General features: G+C 73.7%; 17 protein-coding genes. 14 read left to right on the top strand and 3 right to left on the bottom strand.

All coding sequences use genetic code 11. From position 1 onward, the window contains the following. Positions 1-23: 23 nt before the first annotated feature. The 5 genes from ACIGXE_RS17715 (at position 24) to ACIGXE_RS17695 (ending at position 4249) form a co-directional block, all read left to right on the top strand. Positions 24-851 (top strand): tyrosinase family protein, encoded by an 828-nt coding sequence (locus tag ACIGXE_RS17715; protein ID WP_399748261.1) that lies wholly within the window; start codon positions 24-26, stop codon positions 849-851. Between the two features lie 167 nt (positions 852-1018). Beyond that, positions 1019-2404 (top strand): rhodanese-like domain-containing protein, encoded by a 1386-nt coding sequence (locus ACIGXE_RS17710; protein ID WP_399748259.1) that lies wholly within the window; start codon positions 1019-1021, stop codon positions 2402-2404. A gap of 53 nt (positions 2405-2457) precedes the next feature. Continuing rightward, positions 2458-3054 carry a rhodanese-like domain-containing protein gene (locus ACIGXE_RS17705; RefSeq protein ID WP_399748257.1) on the top strand — a complete coding sequence of 199 codons (597 nt, stop codon included), beginning with the start codon at positions 2458-2460 and terminating at the stop codon, positions 3052-3054. Beyond that, entirely contained in the window at positions 3051-3905 is an 855-nt protein-coding gene (locus ACIGXE_RS17700) for a sulfite exporter TauE/SafE family protein (protein WP_399748255.1), read from the top strand. The genes ACIGXE_RS17705 and ACIGXE_RS17700 overlap by 4 nt, the downstream gene beginning before the upstream one ends. A gap of 77 nt (positions 3906-3982) precedes the next feature. Continuing rightward, positions 3983-4249 carry a metal-sensitive transcriptional regulator gene (locus ACIGXE_RS17695; RefSeq protein ID WP_399748253.1) on the top strand — a complete coding sequence of 89 codons (267 nt, stop codon included), beginning with the start codon at positions 3983-3985 and terminating at the stop codon, positions 4247-4249. A 118-nt stretch (positions 4250-4367) separates the two neighbouring features. Here ACIGXE_RS17695 and ACIGXE_RS17690 read toward each other — a convergent pair whose 3' ends face one another. Together ACIGXE_RS17690 and ACIGXE_RS17685 are read right to left on the bottom strand one after the other, a co-directional pair. Next, positions 4368-5222: a hypothetical protein gene (locus tag ACIGXE_RS17690; RefSeq protein WP_399748251.1), complete on the bottom strand. Its 855-nt coding sequence runs from the start codon at positions 5220-5222 to the stop codon at positions 4368-4370. A gap of 79 nt (positions 5223-5301) precedes the next feature. After that, the gene (locus ACIGXE_RS17685) at positions 5302-6111 is read right to left on the bottom strand and encodes a hypothetical protein (protein WP_399748249.1); all 810 of its coding nucleotides are present in this window, start codon (positions 6109-6111) and stop codon (positions 5302-5304) included. Between the two features lie 157 nt (positions 6112-6268). Here ACIGXE_RS17685 and ACIGXE_RS17680 point away from each other — a divergent pair, with 157 nt between their 5' ends. From ACIGXE_RS17680 to ACIGXE_RS17665, 4 genes are all read left to right on the top strand, one after another. After that, positions 6269-7099 (top strand): class E sortase, encoded by an 831-nt coding sequence (locus ACIGXE_RS17680; protein WP_399748247.1) that lies wholly within the window; start codon positions 6269-6271, stop codon positions 7097-7099. 182 nt (positions 7100-7281) lie between these two features. Further along, positions 7282-8382, top strand: a complete 1101-nt coding sequence (locus ACIGXE_RS17675; protein WP_399748245.1) for an NADH:flavin oxidoreductase/NADH oxidase — start codon at positions 7282-7284, stop codon at positions 8380-8382. Between the two features lie 333 nt (positions 8383-8715). Beyond that, complete coding sequence (locus ACIGXE_RS17670) at positions 8716-9111, top strand: iron chaperone (protein ID WP_399748500.1); 396 nt, start codon at positions 8716-8718, stop codon at positions 9109-9111. Between the two features lie 134 nt (positions 9112-9245). Beyond that, positions 9246-10301 carry a LacI family DNA-binding transcriptional regulator gene (locus ACIGXE_RS17665; RefSeq protein WP_399748243.1) on the top strand — a complete coding sequence of 352 codons (1056 nt, stop codon included), beginning with the start codon at positions 9246-9248 and terminating at the stop codon, positions 10299-10301. A gap of 161 nt (positions 10302-10462) precedes the next feature. Here ACIGXE_RS17665 and ACIGXE_RS17660 read toward each other — a convergent pair whose 3' ends face one another. Further along, the gene (locus tag ACIGXE_RS17660) at positions 10463-13243 is read right to left on the bottom strand and encodes a glycosyl hydrolase (RefSeq protein WP_399748241.1); all 2781 of its coding nucleotides are present in this window, start codon (positions 13241-13243) and stop codon (positions 10463-10465) included. A gap of 321 nt (positions 13244-13564) precedes the next feature. Between ACIGXE_RS17660 and ACIGXE_RS17655 the strand changes: the two genes are divergently transcribed. The 5 genes from ACIGXE_RS17655 (at position 13565) to ACIGXE_RS17635 (ending at position 20842) form a co-directional block, all read left to right on the top strand. Continuing rightward, positions 13565-14869, top strand: a complete 1305-nt coding sequence (locus tag ACIGXE_RS17655; protein ID WP_399748239.1) for an extracellular solute-binding protein — start codon at positions 13565-13567, stop codon at positions 14867-14869. Between the two features lie 207 nt (positions 14870-15076). Continuing rightward, a complete protein-coding gene (locus ACIGXE_RS17650) occupies positions 15077-16015 on the top strand; it encodes a carbohydrate ABC transporter permease (RefSeq protein WP_399748498.1) in 939 nt (312 codons plus the stop codon). Continuing rightward, positions 16012-16920: a carbohydrate ABC transporter permease gene (locus ACIGXE_RS17645; RefSeq protein ID WP_399748237.1), complete on the top strand. Its 909-nt coding sequence runs from the start codon at positions 16012-16014 to the stop codon at positions 16918-16920. Before ACIGXE_RS17650 ends, ACIGXE_RS17645 begins: the two co-directional genes overlap by 4 nt. 139 nt (positions 16921-17059) lie before the next feature. Continuing rightward, positions 17060-18487, top strand: coding sequence for a GH1 family beta-glucosidase (locus ACIGXE_RS17640; RefSeq protein ID WP_399748235.1), 1428 nt, complete (start codon positions 17060-17062; stop codon positions 18485-18487). Positions 18488-18709: 222 nt separating this feature from the next. After that, positions 18710-20842 carry an ATP-binding protein gene (locus ACIGXE_RS17635; protein WP_399748233.1) on the top strand — a complete coding sequence of 711 codons (2133 nt, stop codon included), beginning with the start codon at positions 18710-18712 and terminating at the stop codon, positions 20840-20842. The last annotated feature ends 125 nt before the right edge of the window (positions 20843-20967 follow it).

Here is a 20967-nt window from a genome sequence, read left to right as displayed (position 1 = left end):
TCCGATCCAGGAGCCGCACCACCATGACCGTACGCAAGAACCAGGCCACCCTCACCGCCGACGAGAAGCGCCGCTTCGTCAACGCGCTGCTCGAACTCAAGCGGTCCGGCCGCTACGACACCTTCGTCACCACGCACAACGCCTTCATCATGAGCGACACCGACACCAGTGACCGCGTCGGCCACCGCTCGCCCTCGTTCCTGCCCTGGCACCGGCGCTTCCTCATAGAGTTCGAGCAGGCGCTGCAGTCGGTCGACCCCACCGTCACCCTCCCCTACTGGGACTGGACGGCCGACCGCACCTCCCGCTCCTCGCTCTGGGCGCCCGACTTCCTCGGCGGCACCGGCCGGGCCCGCGACGGCCAGGTCCTCGACGGGGCGTTCGCCCGCGCCGGCAACCGATGGACCGTCAACGTCCGTGTGGACGGCCGCGACTACCTCCGCCGCGACCTGGGCGCGGGCGGCCGACAGCTGCCCACGCGGGCCGAGGTCGACTCCGTCCTCGCCATGGAGACGTACGACACGGCCCCCTGGAACAGCTCCTCGGACGGCTTCCGCAACCACCTGGAGGGCTGGCGCGGCGTGAACCTCCACAACCGGGTCCACGTCTGGGTCGGCGGCCAGATGGCCACCGGAGTCTCCCCGAACGACCCCGTCTTCTGGCTGCACCACGCCTTCGTCGACAAGCTGTGGGCCGACTGGCAGGCCCGCCACCCGCGGTCGGCGTACCTGCCGGCCGCGGGCACGCCGAACGTCGTCGACCTCAACGACACCATGCGGCCGTGGGGCGACGTGACGCCGGCCGACATGCTCGACCACACCCGCCACTACACGTTCGACACCGCCGCCTGAGCCGTCGGCGCCGCGCAGTATCCCATACCCCCAGAGGTATCCAGACTTCAGCACTGGATACCCCTGGGGGTATTTGACATCCGCCGGAGGGCCCACCTACCGTCGAGCACGTACATACCCAGGGGGGTATCGGAGAGATCCGTCCCTCCCCGGTCGAAGGGTTCGTCGTGTTCTTCACCCAGTACTACCTCGACTGCCTCTCCCAGGCGTCGTACCTGATCGCCGACCGGACGACGGGGCAGGCCGTCGTCGTCGACCCCCGCCGTGACGTCTCCGAGTACCTGGCCGACGCCCGGGCGCAGGGGCTGTCCGTGGTCGGCGTGATCAACACCCACTTCCACGCGGACTTCGTCGCCGGCCATCTGGAGCTGGCCGACCGCACCGGCGCGTGGATCGGCTACGGCCGCCGGGCCGAGACCGAGTACCCGATCCGGAAGCTGGCCGAAGGCGAGCGGATCGCCCTCGGCGACGTGACCCTGGAGATCATGGAGACGCCCGGGCACACCCCGGAGTCGATCAGCGTCCTCGTGTACGAGCACGCCGCCGACCCCGTGCCGTACGGCGTACTGACCGGCGACGCGCTGTTCATCGGCGACGTCGGCCGCCCCGACCTGCTCGCCTCGGTGGGCGTGACCGCCGAGGAGCTCGGCGCGATGCTGTACGACAGCATCCAGAACAAGCTCATGGGCCTGCCCGACCAGGTCCGGGTCTTCCCCGCCCACGGCGCGGGATCCGCCTGTGGCAAGAACCTCTCCACCGCGAAGCGGTCGACCGTCGGCGAGCAGCGCGCCACCAACTACGCCTGCGCCCCGATGGGCCGCGAGGAGTTCGTCGCGCTCGTCACCGCCGGGCAGTCCACCGCGCCCGGATACTTCGCGTACGACGCCGCGCTGAACCGCAAGGACCGCGTTCGGTACGACGCGGCGGCGGCGCGGTCGCTGCCTCTGGACGAGTTCGCCGAGCTGCGGCGGGCGGGCGCGGTCGTGGTCGACGCGCGGCCCCCGCAGGAGTTCGCCGCCGGGCATCTGCGGGGCGCGGTCAACGTTCCCGCCGAGGGCCGGTTCGCCGAGCAGGCGGGCACGGTCCTCGACCCGGCCGACACGCTGATCGTCATGGCGCCGGAGAACCGGGAGGAGGAGGTCGTCACCCGTCTCGCCCGGATCGGCTTCGACCGCGTCGAGGGCTACCTGCGCGATCCCGAGGACGCCCTGGAGGCACTGCCCGAGGAGGTCGTCCCCGCGAGTCGCCTCACCGCCGCACAACTGCGCGCCGCGTTGCGGGGCCCGCGGGCGCCGCTCGTCATCGACGTCCGCACCTGCGGGGAGCGCGACGGGAACGGCGTCATCGACGGCGCGCTGCACATGGCGCTGAGCGAACTCCCCGCCCGCGCGCACGAGATCCCCACCGACCGCCCCCTGGTCGTGCACTGCGCCGGCGGGCACCGGTCGTCCGTCGCCGCGAGCCTGCTGCGCAGGCGCGGCTTCGCGGACGTCTCCGACGTCCTGGGCGGTTACGCCGCGTGGGCGCTGACCGCCGAGCCCGCCGAAGCCTGACCTCCCCCACCCCGCTCCCCCACCGCTCTGCTCAGAACCAGGAACCAGCCCCCATGGCCGAGAATGCCACCCCCACCGTCTCGATCACTCCCGCCGCCCTCGATCGGCTGATGCGGGAAGGGCGCGGTCCGCGCCTGTTGGACGTGCGGACGCCCGGCGAGTTCCGCACGGCGCACATCCCCGGCTCCTCCAACGTGCCCCTCGACATGCTGCGCGAGCACCGTGCCGAACTGCTGTCCCACCTCGACCAGGAGGTGGTGCTGGTCTGCCGCTCCGGCGCCCGCGCCGGGCAGGCCGGGAAGGCCCTGGCCGAGGCCGGTCTGCCGAACCTCCGTGTGCTGGAAGGCGGCGTGAACGCCTGGGAGACGGCCGGCGCCCCCGTGGACCGAGGTGCCGGGAGGTGGGACATGGAGCGCCAGGTCCGGCTCGTCGCCGGGTCGGCCGTCCTGGTCACGGGGCTGGTCGGCGTCCTCGTGCCCGGGGCGCACCTGATCGGCACCGCGATCGGCGCGGGGCTGACGTACGCGGCGCTCAGCAACACCTGCGCCATGGGCGTCCTGCTGTCCAAGCTCCCGTACAACCGCGGGCCGCGCACCGACCTCCGTACCGTGGTCGCGGAGCTGCGGGGCGACCAGCCGGACAAGCCGTGACCGTCCTCGTCGTCGCGGCGTCCCTGCTCGTCGGTGTCAGCCTCGGCGTGCTGGGCGGTGGCGGCTCGATCCTGACCGTTCCCCTGTTGGTTTACGTGGCGGGGCAGGGCACCGAGCAAGCCGTCGCGACCTCGCTGTTCGTCGTCGGCGTCACCAGCGCGGCCGCTCTGGTCCCCCATGCCCGGGCCCGTCGGGTGCGCCCGCGGACCGGGCTTCTCCTCGGGGCCTTCAGCATGGCGGGCGCGTACGGCGGCGGACGGCTCGCGGGGTACGTCCCGGGCACGGTGCTGCTCGTCGCGTTCGGCCTGATGATGCTGGCCACGGCCGCGGCGATGCTGCGCCGACCGCCCCGCAGCGCCGAACCGGTGCCGCCGCGTCGGGACCCGTCTCCGGCGCGGATCGCCGGCATGGGACTGGGCATCGGAGCGGTGACGGGTCTGGTGGGTTCCGGCGGCGGCTTTCTCGTCGTACCGGCGCTGGTGGTCCTGGGCGGACTCCCGGCCGGGGCCGCCGTCGGCACGTCGCTGCTCGTCATAGCGATGAACTCCTTCGCCGGCCTGGCCGGGCACCTCTCGGGCGCGCGGATCGACTGGGCCCTCGCCCTCACGGTGACCGCGGCCGCCGTCGTCGGCAGTCTCGCGGGCGCCCGCCTCTCCGGGCGCCTTCCGCAGGCGGGCGTGCGCACGGCGTTCGGCTGGTTCGTCGTCGTGATGGGCGTCTTCGTGCTCACCCGGCAGGTCGGCGCCGATGTCTGGGGGCACCCGGCGGTGTGGGGCGGGCTCGGCGGCGCCGCGGTGCTGGCGACCGGTGCCGCCGCCGTCCTCAAGAGGCGGCCGGTTCCCAAGCGCTGAAACATACCCCTCGGGGTATCGTGTCGGTGCAAGGACAGCGGCACGCGGAAGGTGGGGGCGACAGGAGGAGGATCGCCGTGCAGGTGGAGGAACAGGCCGTACGACCCGTCCTGAACCGGCTGCGTCGAGCCCAGGGACAGCTGGCGGCCGTCATCGCGATGATCGAGGCGGGACGCGACTGCAAGGACGTCGTCACCCAGCTGGCCGCGGTGTCCCGGGCACTGGACCGGGCCGGCTTCAAGATCGTGGCGAGCGGCATGCGGCAGTGCCTCGGCGAGACCGCCGCCGGCGATCCCCCGATGTCGGAGGAGGAGCTCGAGCGGCTCTTCCTCACCCTGGCCTGACCGCTTCGCGCGGGACGCTCCGCGATGCGCCGGGATCGGTGCGGTCCGGGCGCCGCGGGAGCGCGCCTTCGCCGTCTCGCCTCAGCGGCGGGCGGTGCGGGGGCCGGAGCGGGGGTCGCTATGCCCCGAGACGGTCCGCCAGGGACTGTGCCGCGGCCGTGGCCGACTCGGCCGCGGTGCGAGCCTTCGCCAGAGCTTTCTCGGTGGTCTTCGCCGCCTTGCGGGCGTTCGCGGCGGCGTCCTTGGCTTCGCGTTCGGCGGGCCGGGCTCGGGCCAGTTCCTCCTCCAGGTCGGTCACGCGGGCGGATGCCGCCGCCGCTCGGGCCTCCGTCTCCTGTTGTGCGGCTCGCGCCCGGTCGAGTTCCCCTTCCAGGCGGCGCACCTCTTCCCCGGCTTCCTCGGCCGCGGCCCGGGCACGCTCCAGGGCCTCGTCGTGCCGTGGCTCCGGCGGGGGCGGAGCGGCGGGCGCCCGGCGGGCGGGTGGCGACGCCGGGGCCACGGCCGCGAAGTCGACGGCGGCCTCGGGGGACTTCAGCAGGCGTCCGCGCGCCCAGGTCTCGGCGACCTCGGGATCGGCGAGCACGGCGCGAAGGGTCTGTTCGACCTCGTGGAGGACCGTGTCGCCGACCGTCTGGCCCTCGTCGCGGGCCAGGACCACGGCCGTACGGGTGAGGGCTTCGACCAGTTGGTTCCGCTGCCGGCTCGCGGCGCGCAGCTGCCCGGCGTCGAGCGTGCGGTGGGCCTCGCGCAGGGTCTCGCCGATCGCCAGGAAGCGCCGGGCCTCCTCCGGTCGCCGGCGGGCGAGCAGGTTCGCCACCCACGCCGCGACCGTCGGCCGCCGCAGCCCGGAGATCGCCTTCGCCGTCCCTTTGTCCCCCGCCTTGCGCGCCTCGGCGACGTACGCGTCCCGCGCCGCCACGAACTCCGCCGGCTTCAGCTCGTACAGCTCGTCCGCGACTTCCTCGACATCCACCGCTCCACTGTGCGGGGACGGGGGCGGCCAGAGCGACGTGGACCGCCGGACGGCCGTCCCCGTCACCCGCTCGGCGGTCTCAGACGCGCAGCCCCTTGGCGTCGCAGGGCAGGCGGCCGCTCGGGTGATCGGCGGCGTAGTCGTCGCCGATGTCGGCCGCCGTCTCGGCCATGGCCTCGTTCGTGATCCGGATCTGACCGGAGAACGGCTTGTCGATGTCCTCGATGAGGAGCAGCGAGCCGGTGAACAGCCCGGCCAGCACGAAGAGCAGGACGAAGTGCGAGGCGCCGCGCCGGCGCGGCAGCCCGAAGGCGAACGCGCCGACCGTCGCGGCCAGCGAGACCACCATGAACCAGTACACGACCGCCGGGATCGCCGGCAGGGCCTCGGAGAGCCGGGTCTGGCGGGCCACGGATCGTTCGTCGTCCGCCTCGACGAGCAGCTCGAACGTGCCGGCGTTCTTGGCGGCGAGCGCCTTGAAGTGGCGGCGGAAGTCCGAGGACCAGACCGAGGCCTCGGCCGCCTTCTCGCCCTTGTCGATCATCGACGGCCACTCGTAGGTCATGATCGCCCGCGCGTAGCAGACGGCCGCGCCGTGCATCCCCGCGCGCTCGGGCTCGGGGGCGTAGTCGGCGACCTCGTACAGCTGGTCCACCCGGTGGGCCTCCGCCCCGGCGGCCGTGCCCGCCGTGCCGTACGACTCCGCCGCCACGACGATCACGAACGCCACCAGCAGGACGGCCAGCGTCTCCAGGGGACTGATCAGGTCGCTGATCGACGCCTCCGCCTCCTCGGGGGCCTCCGTGACGCGACGTCGCCGCAGGTGGTTGGCGGTCAGGCCGATCGCGAGCGCGGCGGCCATGATGACGACGGTGATCGTGGTGAGCATGAGTACGGCCCTCGGGTAGGCGGTCGTTCCGTGTCTCGCGCCCAGCCCACCACGCCCGCCGGGGCGGGGCACCCGGGGCTGCTCCGCCTGGTCCAGCGGCGTCGCGTAGCGTGGAGACGTCAGGTGCAGCAGAGCCGTGATCGGGCGGTGATGGCACGTGAACCGCACCCGTCGAGTCCGCTGGGCCCTCGCCGCGGTCGCGGCCGTCGCCGCGGCCGTGATCGGCGTGCTGGTGGGCTCTTCCCCCGGCGCCCCCGGTGACCGGGACGACGGCAGGTCGGCCTCGTCCCGACCCTCGCCGGCTCCCCGGCCCGACTCCGCCGAGCCCCGGCCCCACTCCGCCGAGCCCCGCGCCACCACCACCGGCCCCGGCCCCGTGCTCGCCCGGCGGGCGACGCCCCCGGCGCCCGCGCCGACCCCCACCACTCCCCCGCCCACGCCCGCCGTCCGGTTCCGGACCGCCGAGCTCGACATCCCCTCCATCGGCGTCGCGAACCTGCGCGTCGTGCCGTACGAGGGGACGACCGACGACCGGGCCGGTACGCGCATCCAGGACCGCGGCGAGGCCGCGAGCCCGTACGGCGAACGGGGCGGGGTCGGGCCGGGCGAGGTCGGCAACTACCTGGTGACCGCTCACCGGCTCTCGGCCGGCGGGCCGCTGCACGAACTGCCCGCCGTCACGGTGGGCGACCGGGTGTACGTGACGTCGGGCGGCGAGGTGTACGAGTACCGCGTCGTCGCGTCCCGCATGACGTCCTTCCGGTCGGCGCGCTCCCTCGCCGAACAGCGCGCCGCCGTGCCCGGGGAGCCGGGTGTGCGGCCCACCCGGGCGATGATCACGCTCTCGACCTGCGCGACGCCGGAGGACAACGCGGCGGGCAACTTCTGGCGGGACGCCCAGGGCAACCCCGAGCACCGGATCGACAAGATCGGGGTCCTGGTCTCGGTCCGGGCCGCCACGGAGGCCCCGGGCCGGGGCGGCTCGTAGCGAGGCGGCGTCGGCGGGTGGCCTCCGCCCGACACGATTACTTCCACCAGCCTCTACCCCGCTAGCGAAAATAAAGCGCGTGTGCAATTATCTTGCTCGTGTCCACGCGGCACCCACGCGCCGGCCTCCTGCGCGCCCCTCCGTCGTGGACCGACCGCCACGACGCGCCCAAGGAGTCCGGGATGAGTTCCCTCTTCGCCCCCTTCACCCTCAGGTCCCTCACCTTCCCGAACCGGATCTGGATGGCGGCGATGTGCCAGTACAGCGCCGCCCCGGACGGCGACGCGGTCGGCGCTCCGACCGACTGGCACTTCACGCACCTCGCCGCTCGGGCCGCGGGCGGCACCGGGCTCATCATCACCGAGGCCACGGCCGTCAGCCCCGAGGGCCGGATCAGCCCGTACGACCTCGGCATCTGGAACGACACCCAGGTGGCGGCGTTCCGCCGGATCACCGACTTCCTGAAGTCGCAGGGCACCGTCCCCGGCGTCCAGCTCGCGCACGCCGGCCGCAAGGCGTCGACCGAGCGCACCTGGGTCGACCGCGGGCGGCCGCTCGCGCCCGGGGAGACCCACGGCTGGACGCCGGTCGGCCCGAGCCCGGTCGCCTTCTCCGAGGCCTCGACCGTGCCGGAGGAGCTGAGCACCGAGCGCATCCGCGGGATCGTGCGCGAGTTCGCCGACGCCGCCGAGCGGGCGCTCGCGGCGGGCTTCGAGGTGGCCGAGATCCACGGCGCGCACGGCTACCTCATCCACCAGTTCCTGTCCCCGTACAGCAACCACCGCACCGACGAGTACGGGGGTTCCTTCGAGGGCCGCAGCCGCTTCGCGCTGGAGGTCGTCGACGCCGTCCGCGCGGTGTGGCCGCAGGACCTGCCCCTCTTCTTCCGCATCTCCGCGACCGACTGGCTCACGGAGAACCCGGGCGACGACCGGGCCGGCTGGACCGCCGACGACACCGTCCGCTTCGCCAAGGAACTGCAGGCCCGCGGCGTCGACCTGCTGGACGTCTCCACCGGCGGCAACGTCCCCGACGCCAAGATCGAGGCCGGCCCGCACTACCAGGTCCCGTTCGCCGAGCGGGTCCGCAACGAGACCGGCCTGCCGGTGGCGGCCGTCGGCCTCATCACCGAGCCCGCCCGCGCCGAGGCCGTCGTGGCCTCCGGCCAGGCCGACGCCGTCCTCCTCGGCCGCGAGCTCCTGCGCAACCCCTACTGGGCACGCAGGGCGGCGGAGGAGCTCGGTGTCGAGCTCGCGGGGCCCGTGCAGTACCACCGCGCCTGACGCTCCGGGCCGCGCTCCGGGGTTCGCCGGGGCGCGGCTCCACCCTGGTGCCCTGCAGGGCGCCCAGCCGTCCCGCCGTGGCGGCGGAACCCGCGTCAGCGGGTCGTGCGGGACGGCGGGACGAGGAGCGCAACCGGTCAGTTTCCGAGAAGCCCGCGGCCGGCCTTCCTCCCTAGCATGGGGAGCATGACGGAGACGAAGAAGACCGCGACGAAGACCGCCACGAAGTCCACGGCCAAGAGCCCGTCCAAGGCCCCGGCCAAGACCGCGGCGAAGGGCACCGGCCGGACCGACACCGCGGCCGACGGCTTCACCGCCGAGGAGCGGAGCGCGATGAAGGAACGCGCCAAGGAGCTCAAGGCGGCCTCGCGGCGCGGGTCGAGCGCGGACAAGGCGGCCGCGGCCGAGGCGGAGGTGCTGGCGAAGATCGCGGAGATGCCCGAGGCGGACCGTGTCCTCGCCGAGAAGGTGCACGCCGTCGTGAAGGCCAGCGCACCTTCGCTCGCCCCCAAGCTCTGGTACGGGATGCCCGCCTACGCGCGGGACGGCAAGGTCGTCTGCTTCTTCCAGAGCGCCGACAAGTTCAAGGCCCGTTACGCGACCCTCGGGTTCAACGACCCGGCGCACCTGGACGACGGCGCCATGTGGCCCACCGCCTTCGCCCTCACCGGGCTCACCCCCGCCGTCGAGGCCCGCATCGGCGAGCTCGTCAAGACCGCGGCGGGCTGACCGGGGACGCCCGACGGCGACTGGCCGCACACCCCTCTTGGGAGCGCTCTCAAGGCTCGATATCCTGGCCGGGCCCACCGGACCCGACCGCGGCGGCGCCGACCGGACCGCGGCCCCATCCAAGGAGTCCCGCCTTGTCCGAGTCGAGCACGGGGTCCCGCCCCACGCTGGAAGCCGTCGCCGCGCGTGCCGGCGTGTCACGGGCCACCGTCTCGAGGGTCGTGAACGGCGGCGCGGGCGTCCGCGCTCCGCTGGTCGAGAAGGTGCGGCAGGCGGTCGAGGAGCTGGGGTACGTGCCCAATCAGGCGGCGCGCACCCTGGTGACCCGGCGCAACGGGGCCGTGGCCGTGATCATCGCGGAGCCGGAGTTCCGGATCTTCTCGGACCCCTTCTTCGAGCAGCAGGTGCGCGGAATCAGCCGGGAACTCGCCGCCCACGACTCGCAGCTCGTCCTGCTGTGGGTCGAGGGCCCCGAGGACCACGAGCGGATCGCCCGCTACCTCGGCGGCGGTCATGTCGACGGTGCGCTGGCGTTCTCGCTGCACAACGACGACGAGCTGGCGGCGCTGATCGGCCGGGCGAGGATCCCCACCGTGTTCGGCGGCCGCTCGGCGGCGGGGCGGGACGTGGCGGTCCCGTACGTGGACTGCGACAACCGCGGCGGCGCCCGCGCGGCCGTGCGCCACCTCGTGTCGCTCGGCCGCCGGCGGATCGCCCACATCGCCGGTCCGCGGGATCTGATGGCCGCGCTGGACCGGCTGGACGGCTACCACGACGTGCTGGCGGACGCCGATCCCGCGCTCGTCGTCCAGGGTGACTTCACCGCGGCGAGCGGCGCCCGCGCCATGGGCGAACTCCTCGACCGCTGCCCGGACGTGGACGGCGTCTTCGCCTCGAACGACCTGATGGCCTCCGGCGCCCTGCGGACGCTGCGCGAGCGCGGGGTCCGCGTTCCCGAGGACGTCGCGGTCGTCGGCTTCGACGACATGCCCTCGGTGGTGCGGGCCTGCGAGCCCGCGCTGACCACCGTGCACCAGGACATCGAGGGCATGGGCCGGCTCATGGTGAAGCTGCTGATGCGCGTGCTGGACGAGACGGGCGAGGGGACGGACGCCGACGGGACGGACGGCGCCACGACGCCCGAGTCGATCGTCACCCCCACCGCGCTGGTCCGACGGGCCTCGGCCTGACGGCCGCCCTCGGGGTACGGGAACGGCCGCCCCGCGGGCACGGGTGACGGCCGTCGCGTCCGTGCGCGACGGCCGCCACCTCGGCGGATCCGCGGGCCCTTCAGCCTGTCAGGCTCTGCGGGCCGTTCAGCCCTTCGGACTCGGCAGGCCCTTCAGGCCCTTCAGCCGTACGGGATCACCAGGACCGACGTGCTCGTTCCCGTCTGGAGCTTCGACGTCCCGTTGCCGATGGCGCTCCACACCTCGAGGCGCACGGTGCCGTTCACGAGGTCGCCGAGCGTGCCGGTGGCCGAACGGAGGCCACGGGTGTGGGCGTACTCCTCCCAGCCGGTGACCGGGTCGGTGGCGAAGTACTGGTACGTCTCCGTCCGGTCGAAGGTGCCGTCCCCCGTGAGGTCGTAGCTGATCCTGGCCTGCTGACCGAGGCCGACGGTGGTGCCCGCGTCGACCTGGAGCCGGAAGGCGGTGGCGGCGCCGGGGGTGAGGGTGCCGTGGACGCCGCGGATCTCGTAGACGAGCGGCTTGTACGGCGTGCCGTCGTGGTTGGCGCCGTCGGCGGAGGGGATCGTGTCGCTCGCGGCGGTGCCGCCGGTGGCGGTGGTCAGGACGCCGCCCGACCGGAGCTGGAAGGTGTTGCCGGTCGACGGCTCGGGGTCGGGGTCCGGGCCCGGGCCGCCCGTGCCGGTGCCGATGGCGGTCGAACGGGCCGGCACGCTCAGGGTCTTCCCGTCGGAGAAGGTGACGGTGCGGGCCGTGGTGCCGTAGTTGTGGGCGGCGTACGTGCGTACGGTGCCCTTGGTGAACACGGCGGAGGTGGGCAGGTCGCCGGTGACGCTGGCGTCCGGGGCGCCGAGCGCGTCGAGGGTGCCGATCCAGTGGTAGGTGTGCGCCTTGGACTCCCCGGCTTCGGGGGTGTACGCGGCGTTCCCCGCGTCCCACGCGCTCTTGGCGGCGGCTGGGTCGGCAAGGGCCTGGAACTCCCAGAGGATGTCGCGCCATTCGACGGCGGGGCCGCCGTTCTCGCGTTCCATCTCCGCGATGTCGCGGCGGATGGCGTCCTTGCGGGCGGCGAGGTGGAGCGAGCCGCCGCCGGTGACGGGCAGCACGTTGATGCCGTGGATCTCCTCGGGGTTGGCCGTCCACCAGGTGGCGTAGGCGGCGCCGCTGCCCCACACCATGCCGACGGTGTCGTGCCCGAAGGAGCCCGGGAAGACCTGCTGGTCGGCGTCGAACCAGTACTGGGCGATCGACTCCGACTCCGTGGTGAGGAGATAGGTGCCGAGGTCGCGCAGGGTGGTGTCGCCGGTGGCCGAGCCCCAGAGGACGAGCGCGGCGCTGAGGTTGGTGGACTCGGAGGACGACTCCTGGTTGTTGCCGGCGGCGAAGCCCTGGTGGCCGGAGGCCCAGCTGTGGCCGGCGTAGACGTCGAAGCCGCGCAGGAAGGGGAAGGCGGCGTCGGTGCGGGCCGGGTTGGCGGTGTCGCGGATCAGGGTCTTGACCATGCCGCCCCAGGCGGAGTCGGCGGCCCAGGCCGGGTCGTACTGGGCGACGATCGCGGCGGCGTAGACGTAGTAGCCGTAGTGGAAGTGGTGGTCGTTGAGTTCGGTGTCGCTGCCGTAGGAGGCGGGGTAGCCGATGAGGGTCTTCCAGGCCGGGTCGTACGAGAACTGGTTCGCGCCCCCGGCGGTGAGCCAGTCCTGGAGGCGGCCCTTCATCAGGCCGAGCAGCTTGTCGCGGGTCGCGGTCGCGCCGATCCGGTCGGCGATCGGGACGAGCTGGGCGAGCCGGCCGAGGGCCTTGCCGGTCCAGTAGGTGTCGACGGCGCCGGAGAAGGGGTCGGCGGAGCCGGCGACCTCGTCGAGGTAGGCGCGGAGCCGGGCCGGGTCGGTGCCGTCGGCCCCGGGCAGGGCGGGCAGCACGGCGGAGGCCTTCTGGCTGGTGGTGAAGGAGGCCGCCTCGCGGACCTTCATGGTGCCGCGCGGCGAGACGTACGTGTACGGGGTGAGGGCGTCGGTGGTGTGCAGCCACTGGTGGCGGTAGAGCGCCTGGAGGGTGCCCCGTTCGGTGCCTTCCTTCGCCTCGGTGGTGAGGGTGTAGGTGGCGCGGACGGTGCCGCCGGTGTAGCTCCAGTTCACGGTGGAACCGGTGACGAAGCTGAAGGCGTACCTGCGGTACGTGGCGAGTGCGCCGGTGTCGGGCAGGACCGCGACGGAGAAGTAGTCCTTGCCGCCGAGTCCGGCGGTGATGCTGCTCCCGGAGACGTTCCAGTCGGTTCCGGTCGGGGCGAACAGGGCGTAGTGGTGGCCGGCGACGGTGATGCCGAGGACGTTGCCCTGGTCGGCGAAGACCGTGGGGGTGGCGGCGGTGGTGATCTGGGCGTTGCCGCCGGTGCCCTTGGCGTACACGAAGGGACTGCCGTGGCCGATGGTGGTGCGCAGGGTGCGGGTGCCGTCGGACCAGTAGGGGGTGACGGTCCAGTCGGACCAGGCGTCGGCCTTGGTGTCGGGCGAGTTGAGGCCGCTCAGGCCGATGGTGAGGTCGCGCTTGTGGGCGAACTCGTACTGGCGGCCGTCGCCGACGATCTGCGGGCTGGTCGGATAGCCGACGTCGAGTCCGCCGGCGGTGGCCTGGTAGGTGAGGGGGTGGCCGTACATGGGGGTCGAGTACGGGTTGTCGCCGTAGCGCTGGAAGGCCAGTGAGGACCACCAGTCGTTGGTGGGGACCGGCCTGCCCTGCGCGGCGGGGGTCACCTTGGGGGTGACGGGCGTGCCGGTGTTGGTGGTGGGACCGGAGGTTCCGGCGGGGCGGGTGTCGGAGTAACTGCCGGAGCCTACGGGGACGGTGGCGGCGGCGGCCGGGAACGCGGCCGGAACGAGTCCGACGGCGGCCAGGGCGGTGGCCAGGACCAGCACGGCGGCCGGTCGGTTGCGGGGGGCTGGCATGGACGGCACCTCGTGTCACTCGTGTCATCACGACGGATGGGGGTGTGTCAGCGCGAATCCGGTGCGCCGAGAGCGCTCTCAGACGCTGGGGAACGTAAAACTCCTGAAACTTCGCTGTCAATAGAGGCGGCAGCAGCCCCAGTTGAGGGCGGCTCCGGCGGAGTCGGCCGCGAATCCAAGCCGTTACGCCTTCGAGTCTTGACGGGAGGGACACCGGGCGGGCACGCTCCAGTCGCATCGCTGAGAGCGCTCTCAAGGGGTTCGCAGCCGGCTTTCTCGCGATGCCTTTCTCTCTCCGCTCCGAAGCCAAGGGAGGCTTCCATGCCCATCGCCCGAGCCGCCAAGAGGGCCACCGTCCGCCTGGGGGCGGTCGTCCTGGCCGGGGCCCTGCTCGCCGCCTGCGGAGGATCGTCGGGCGAGGCGTCGTCCGACGGCGCGGGCGGCGACGTCACCGTCACCGTCGACCTGTTCGGCTCCTTCGGCTACAAGGAGGCCGGGCTGTACGCGGAGTACGAGAAGCTCCACCCGCACGTGAAGATCAAGCAGACGGACACCGAGGACGAGGCCGACTACTGGAAGTCGCTCCAGACCCGGCTCGCCGGCGGCGGCGGTCTCGCCGACGTCCAGGCCGTGGAGGTCGGCCGGATCGCCTCGGTCACACAGGAGCAGGCGGACCGCTTCGAGGACCTGCGGAAGTACGGCGCCGACCGGCTCAAGAGCCGCTTCGCCGAGGCCAAGTGGGCGGCGGGGACCGGGCGCGGCGGCGAGGTCCTCGGCCTCGGCACGGACGTCGGTCCCGAGGCCCTGTGCTACCGCGCCGACCTCCTCCGCCAGGCCGGTCTGCCCACCGACCGCGCCGAGCTGGCCAAGAAGTGGTCGACCTGGGACGGCTACCTGGAGCTCGGGAAGCAGTACAAGGCGAAGGCCCCGGCGAACAGCGCCTGGCTCGACAGCATCGGCAGCCTGTACTCGATCATGATCGGCCAGGAGAAGGAGCGCTACTACGACGCCTCCGGCAAGCTGATCTGGGAGTCCAACCCGGCCCTGAAGACCGCCTGGGACACCTCCGTCGAGGCGGCCCGGAGCGGACTGAGCGCCAAGCTCGACCAGTGGTCGCCGCAGTGGAACCAGGCCTTCTCCGCCGGCTCCTTCGCCACGATCCCCTGCCCGGCGTGGATGCTCGGCTACATCAAGGGCCAGGCCGGCGACGCCGGCAAGGGCAAGTGGGACGTCGCCGCGCTGCCCGGCGGCGCGGGCAACTGGGGCGGCTCCTACCTCGCGGTCCCGAAGGCGGCCCGGCACAAGAAGGAGGCGTACGAGCTGATCGAGTGGCTCACCGCCCCCGAGCAGCAGGCCCGCCTCTTCGAGAAGAACGGCAACTTCCCCTCGGCCACCGGCGCCATCGACAAGGCCGCGGGCGCGAAGGACCCCTACTTCTCCGACGCTCCGATCGGCCGCATCTTCGGCGACGCCGCCAAGGCCGCTCCCGTCCAGGTGCTCGGCGTCCACGACCAGAACATCGCGCAGCAGATCACCAACGCGCTGAGCGAGGTGGAGCGCAAGGGGACGGCGCCGGAGAAGGCGTGGGAGAACGCGCGGAAGGGCGTGGCCAACACGATCGGCTGACGCGGCGGAGGGGGCGGCGGGCCCCGGCCTCCGGCCGCCCCCGTCACCCCCTGCCACCGCCCTGCCGCCGCCCCTCTGCGCCGGCCCCTTCCGCCGCGCCTCTGCGCCGCCCCTCGCCGCCGCCCCTCTGCGCCGGCCGCTCCCCCGTCCCGGTACCGACTCACCCCCCAAGGGCCGCCCGTGACCCTCCTCTCGCCCGCCGAGCCGATCGCACCGTCCCCTCCGCCCGGCCCGCCCCGACCGCCCGTGCTCCGGCGCGTCCTGCGGGCGGCCTCGCCGTACGCCTACATCGCCCCCTTCTTCACGCTCTTCGCCGCCTTCGGGCTCTTCCCGCTGGTCTACACGGCCTTCGTGTCGCTGTACCGGGTCGAGCTGCAGAACCCCGGCACGATGGAGTGGCGGGGCCTCGACAACTACACCGCGCTGTTCGCCGACGAGTTCTTCTGGACGTCGCTGCGCAACACGTTCACGATCGGGCTGCTGTCCACCGTCCCGCAGCTGGTGACGGCGCTGGGCCTGGCCCACCTGCTCAACTACCGCCTGCGCGGCCGGACCTTCTTCCGTACGGCCATGCTGCTGCCGTACGCGACCTCCGTGGCCGCCGCCACCCTGGTCTTCGCGCAGCTCTTCGGCCGTGACTTCGGCCTCGTCAACTACACGCTGGGGCTGGTCGGCGTCGACCCGGTGGACTGGCAGACCGGCACGGTCGCCTCGCAGGTCGCCGTGTCCGCCATCGTCGTCTGGCGCTGGACGGGCTACAACGCGCTGATCTATCTGGCGGGCATGCAGTCCATCCCGCACGAGCTGTACGAGGCGGCCGAGATGGACGGGGCCTCCCGGTGGCGGCAGTTCTTCCACGTGACGCTGCCGGGGCTGCGCCCGACGATCCTCTTCACCGTGGTCGTCTCCACCATCGGGGCGACCCAGCTCTTCGGCGAGCCGCTGCTCTTCGAGGGTTCGGTGTCGGGCGGCATCTCGCACCAGTACCAGACGCTCGGCCTGTACCTCTACGAACAGGGCTGGGGCTTCTTCCACCTGGGCCGCGCCGCCGCGATCGCCTGGGTGATGTTCCTGCTCATCCTGCTCCTCGTCGGCGTCAACGCCCTGCTGGCGCGCCGTCGCTCATCGAAGGAGGCCGGCCGATGACCGCGCTCGCCGATCCGCCGGTCGACCGCCCGGCCCCCACGACGCCCGCCGCGTCCGGGCGGCGCCGGCCCCGGTCCCGCGCGGGCCGCACGATGCGGGGCGGAAAGCTCGCGTACGCGTTCCTCGCCGTCGCGGTGCTGGTCTCGGCGTTCCCGTTCTACTGGACGATCGTCGCGGCCAGCCGCTCCAACGCCGAACTGGCGCAGGTGCCGCCCGCGCTCCTGCCCGGACGACACCTGTTCCGCAACTTCGAGGCGGTGGTGCAGGAGGCCGACATCGGCAAGGCGCTGCTGAACTCCTTCATCGTGTCCGGCTCGATCACCGTGGGTACGGTGCTGTGCTGCACGCTCGCCGGATTCGCCTTCGCCAAGCTGCGGTTCCGGGGCCGGGGCGCCCTGCTCGCGATCACGGTCGGCACGATGATGATCCCGCCGCAGCTGGGCGTGATCCCGCTGTTCATGCTGATCGCCGAGCTGCAGTGGGCGAACCAGCTCCAGGCGGTGATCCTGCCGGGCCTCGTCTCCGCCTTCGGCGTGTTCTTCATGCGGCAGTACCTCGTGCAGTCGCTGCCCGACGAGCTGATCGAGGCGGCCCGGGTCGACGGCGCGTCCACGGCCCGCGTCTTCTGGTCGATCGTGGTCCCGATCGCCCGGCCCGGGATGGCGGTGCTCGGTCTGCTGACGTTCATGGCCGCGTGGAACGACTTCTTCTGGCCCGTCGTCGCCCTCAGCTCGTCCGAGCCGACCGTGCAGGTCGCGCTGCGCCAGCTCGGCGGCGGATACGTCCACGACCAGTCCGTGATCATGGCCGGCACCCTGCTCGGCACCCTGCCGGTCCTGCTCGTCTTCGGCCTCCTGGGCCGGCAGATCGTGGGCGGGATCATGCAGGGCGCGGTGAAGGGCTGAGCAGCCCGCCCGCCTCCGCCCGGGACCCCCGACCCGGGCGTCCGCCTCCACCCGGGACTTCCGATCCCGGCGTCCCGCCTCCGCTCTCCGACGGCTGATATCCGGTCTCCGATATCCAACTCCAGGGAGTTCCCTCCACATGACCGCGCTCGATCCACGCCCCGCAGCCGACACCACGACGGCGCTTCGGTTCCCTGCCGGCTTCCGCTGGGGCACCGCCACCGCCGCGTACCAGATCGAGGGAGCCGCCCGCGAGCACGGGCGGACCCCGTCCATCTGGGACACCTTCAGCCGGGTCCCCGGCAAGGTCCGCAACGGGGACACCGGCGACATCGCCGCCGACCACTACCACCGCGTGAGCGAGGACATCGCGCTCATGCGCCGGCTCGGCGTCACCGACTACCGGTTCTCCGTCTCCTGGCCCCGGGTGCAGCCGACGGGGCGCGGGCCGGCGGTGCGCCAGGGGCTCGACTTCTACCGGCGGCTCGCGGACGAGCTGCGGGAGGCCGGGATCAGGCCCGTGGCGACGCTCTACCACTGGGACCTCCCGCAGGAGCTGGAGGACGCGGGGGGCTGGCCGCAGCGCGAGACGGCGCTGCGGTTCGGCGAGTACGCGGCCGTCATGGCGGAGGCCCTCGGCGACCGCGTGGCCACCTGGACGACCCTCAACGAGCCGTGGTGCGCCGCCTTCCTCGGGTACGGCAGCGGGGTGCACGCGCCGGGCCGTACGAGCGCGCTCGCGTCGCTGCGCGCCGCCCACCACTTCAACCTGGCGCACGGCCTGGCGACGCGGGCGCTGCGCGCGGCCCTGCCCGGTGGGGCGGCCGAGGTGTCGCTCACCCTCAACCTCCATGCCGTACGCGCCCACACGGACACGCCCGAGGACCTGGACGCGGTGCGCCGGATCGACGCGGTCGGCAACCGCGTGTTCCTCGACCCGGTGTTCCGCGGCACCCTTCCCGAGGACCTGGTCCGGGACACCGCCTCCGTGACCGACTGGTCCTTCGTGCGGGACGGTGACCTGGAGACGGCGTCGGCGCCGCTCGACTCGCTGGGCATCAACTACTACTCCCCCACCGTGGTCGCGGCCGGCTCCGCCGCGGCTCCGGGGCGGTCGCCGGAGCCGTCGCCGTGGGCGGGGGCCGAGCGGCACGTGCGGTTCCTGCCGGCGCCGGGCCCGCGGACCGCGATGGACTGGCCGGTGGACGCCGACGGGCTGCACGAACTCCTGGTGCGGCTGCGGGACGAACTGCCGGGCGTACCGCTCCTGATCACCGAGAACGGCGCGGCGTACGACGACTACGCCGACCCGGAGGGCCGGGTGCGGGACCCGGAGCGGGTGGCGTACCTGCGCGCGCATCTGGCGGCGGTGCACCGGGCGATGGAGGACGGTGCCGACGTCCGGGGGTACTTCCTCTGGTCCCTGCTGGACAACTTCGAGTGGGCGTACGGTTACAGCAAGCGCTTCGGCATCGTGCACGTCGACTTCGCGACCCAGCGGCGTACGTTCAAGGACAGCGCCCGCTGGTATGCCGAGGTCATCGCACGGGGCGGGCTCGAGCCGTAGCCGCCCGACCCGTGGAGGGTGCGGCATGGGGCACGCGTTCGGCCGTTCGTCGCGGAGGGTGATCCGGTCCGCGACGGCGCCACCCCGTGCACCGGTCGCGCGTTGGGGTTGCCGTGACGCCGCGTGCAGTGACGGTTCTGCACGCTGGGCCTGCGCGTTCGCGGCTCGATGACACGGCTCCTGGGTGTGTGGCGTCCGCGACGGCAAGCAAGGGCGGCGAACGTGGTGGAGTACTCGACCGAGGGGACGCGTGCCGACGGCTCAGGGCCGGCCTCCGGGCCGCCGGTGCGCGGTGCGGGCGGGCCGCCGGTGCGAGAGGCGGGCGGAGGACCGGTGCGGGGCGCGGCCGGAGACCCGCACCGGGGCGCGGACGGTCTGCTGGTCGGCCGCGGCCGGGAGCTGGCGGAGCTGCGGGCGGCCCTCGGCGCCCACCGGTTGGTGACCGTGACGGGTGCGGCCGGGATCGGCAAGAGCCGGCTCGCCGTGACGGTCGCCGCGTCCCCGGCGGGCGGGGCGTGGCAGGCGATGGTCCGGGTGCGGTGGCACGACGGCGTGCCCGTGGGACCGCGCGCGCTGACGGCCCGGGTGGTGCGCGCCTTGACGGCCGCGTCGGGGGCGCCGCCGGGGGCACACGGCACGGACGTCACCGCGGCGGCGTGCGCCGCCGCGACGGGCGACGGGCTGCTGCTGGTCCTGGACGACGTCGATCCCGTGCACGGCGAGTCCGTAGGCCTGGTCCAGCGGCTGCTGCTGGCGGTGCCCGCGCTGCGGGTCCTGGTGACCGCGCGCCGCCCGCTGGGGCTCGGCGACGAACAGGTGCTGGCCCTGGCCCCGTTGGAGGTCGAGGCCCCGGCGGGCGGGACGGAGCCGTCGGCGGCGGTCGAGCTCTTCCTCGCCGCGACGGCCGGTGGCCCGCCGGTCGCCGAGGACGACCTGCCGGAGGTCGCACGGGTGTGCCGGCTGCTGGAAGGCGTGCCGCTGGCGATCGAGTTGGCGGCGGGCCGACTGGGCGACCTGCCGGTGCGGGAACTCGCCGCCCGTCTGGAGGTCGGCCAGTGCTGGCTGGCCGGCCGGGGACCCGTACTCCGGCGGCACCGGTCCCTGCGTGCCTCGATGGGCGCCGTCCACACGCTCTGCGCGCCGGAGGTGCGGCGGGTCTGGCAGCGCGCCGGCGTCTTCGCGGGCGCGTTCACCGAACCCGCGGCGGTCTTCCTGTGCGCGGGAGCGGGCGTCGAGCCGGACCAGGTGCCGTCCTGCCTGACCCGGCTGTGCGCGGTGGGTGTGCTGCGGGCGCTCGGCGAGCCGGGTGCGCCGCGTCAGCCCCGCTACCGCATGACGCGGGCCGCGCGCGACTTCGGCCTCGAGCGCCTCCGCGGGGCGGGGGAACTGCCGTCCGCGCTGGCCCGGCACGCGGTCCACTACCGCGGTGTGGCGGCCGTCGCCGAGACCCTGTGGCGCATGGGGCTCCAGCGGCAGGCGGCCGGGGTCGTCCGGGACGAGCAGGACGACCTCATGGCGCTGGTGAGCCGCGCCACGCCCGTTCGACCGCCCCGCACCCCGGTCGGCACCCCGGCGAAGGAGCGGCGCGAGTGCGCCGACCGCGCGGAGGCGGCGCTGGAGGCCGTGCTCCATCTGTGGTTCTGGTGGGCGGCGTACGAGCGCGGGGCGGAGGGCGCCGCCCTTCTGCTCCGGCTGGTGCCGCTGCTCCCTTCCGACAGCCCGCTCGTGGCGCGCGGCCGGTGGCTGGCGGCCTGGCTGACCGCCGCGCACGACCCCGTCCCGGCCCGGCGGCTGCTGGAACTCGCCTGGCCCGCCGCCGTCATGGCCGGGGACGACGCCCTCGTCGGCCGGATCGCCCATGTCCACGGCACGCTGGCCTGGCAGCGGCGCGATCCGGACGCGGCCGCCGCGTACTACCGCCAGGCGGCCGACTGGATCCCGGAGACGGCTTCCGGCGGTCCGCCGCCCGGCGTCAGTCTCGCCGCCCTGGCCGTCGTCCAGGCCCACGCCGCCCCGGACGTCGCCGTGCGCACCGCCCGCCGCGCCCTCGCCCAGGAGGGCGGCCGCGACGACCCGTGGGCCGCCGCCCTCGCCCACTACGCCCACGCCTTCGCCGACCACCGTGCCGGGCGCACCGGCCACGCCTGGCACCGCGCCCGGCGCGCCCTGTCGCGGTTCGCCGCCGACGCGGAGGACGCCCCCCAGGCCCGTACCGCCCTCCAGCGCCTGATCGACCACCTCGAACAGGCCCACCTCGCGTCGCACCCGCCCGCGGAAAACCCGCGCCCGTACGTGCCGTTGCCTCGGGTCACCGCGGTGGCGAGCGCCGGGGAGGCCGCGCCGGCGTGGGGTTGAGGCCGGGGGTGTACGCGGCTGGGGGAGCGCCGGTTGAGCGTGATCAGGCCGAATGGACCCACTCGTTCCGGCGGTTTGGCCGAACTACGCGTAGACCAGATAGATGCCTGAGGCATGTAGTGGAG

This window comes from Streptomyces sp. NPDC053431, from assembly GCF_044544925.1.
Classification (GTDB): Bacteria; Actinomycetota; Actinomycetes; order Streptomycetales; family Streptomycetaceae; genus Streptomyces.
The sequence above is the reverse complement of the archived record's forward strand: the minus strand, read 5'-3'. Positions and strand labels throughout refer to the sequence as shown.

Bases quoted from the DNA above. Each gene is read 5' to 3' on its own strand.
- ACIGXE_RS17715 (WP_399748261.1), top strand. From the start codon at position 24: ATGACCGTACGCAAGAACCAGGCCACCCTCACCGCCGACGAGAAGCGC.
- ACIGXE_RS17705 (WP_399748257.1), top strand. From the start codon at position 2,458: ATGGCCGAGAATGCCACCCCCACCGTCTCGATCACTCCCGCCGCCCTC.
- ACIGXE_RS17685 (WP_399748249.1), bottom strand. From the start codon at position 6,111: ATGCTCACCACGATCACCGTCGTCATCATGGCCGCCGCGCTCGCGATC.
- ACIGXE_RS17675 (WP_399748245.1), top strand. From the start codon at position 7,282: ATGAGTTCCCTCTTCGCCCCCTTCACCCTCAGGTCCCTCACCTTCCCG.
- ACIGXE_RS17670 (WP_399748500.1), top strand. From the start codon at position 8,716: ATGAAGGAACGCGCCAAGGAGCTCAAGGCGGCCTCGCGGCGCGGGTCG.
- ACIGXE_RS17660 (WP_399748241.1), bottom strand. From the start codon at position 13,243: ATGCCAGCCCCCCGCAACCGACCGGCCGCCGTGCTGGTCCTGGCCACC.
- ACIGXE_RS17655 (WP_399748239.1), top strand. From the start codon at position 13,565: ATGCCCATCGCCCGAGCCGCCAAGAGGGCCACCGTCCGCCTGGGGGCG.
- ACIGXE_RS17645 (WP_399748237.1), top strand. From the start codon at position 16,012: ATGACCGCGCTCGCCGATCCGCCGGTCGACCGCCCGGCCCCCACGACG.
- ACIGXE_RS17640 (WP_399748235.1), top strand. From the start codon at position 17,060: ATGACCGCGCTCGATCCACGCCCCGCAGCCGACACCACGACGGCGCTT.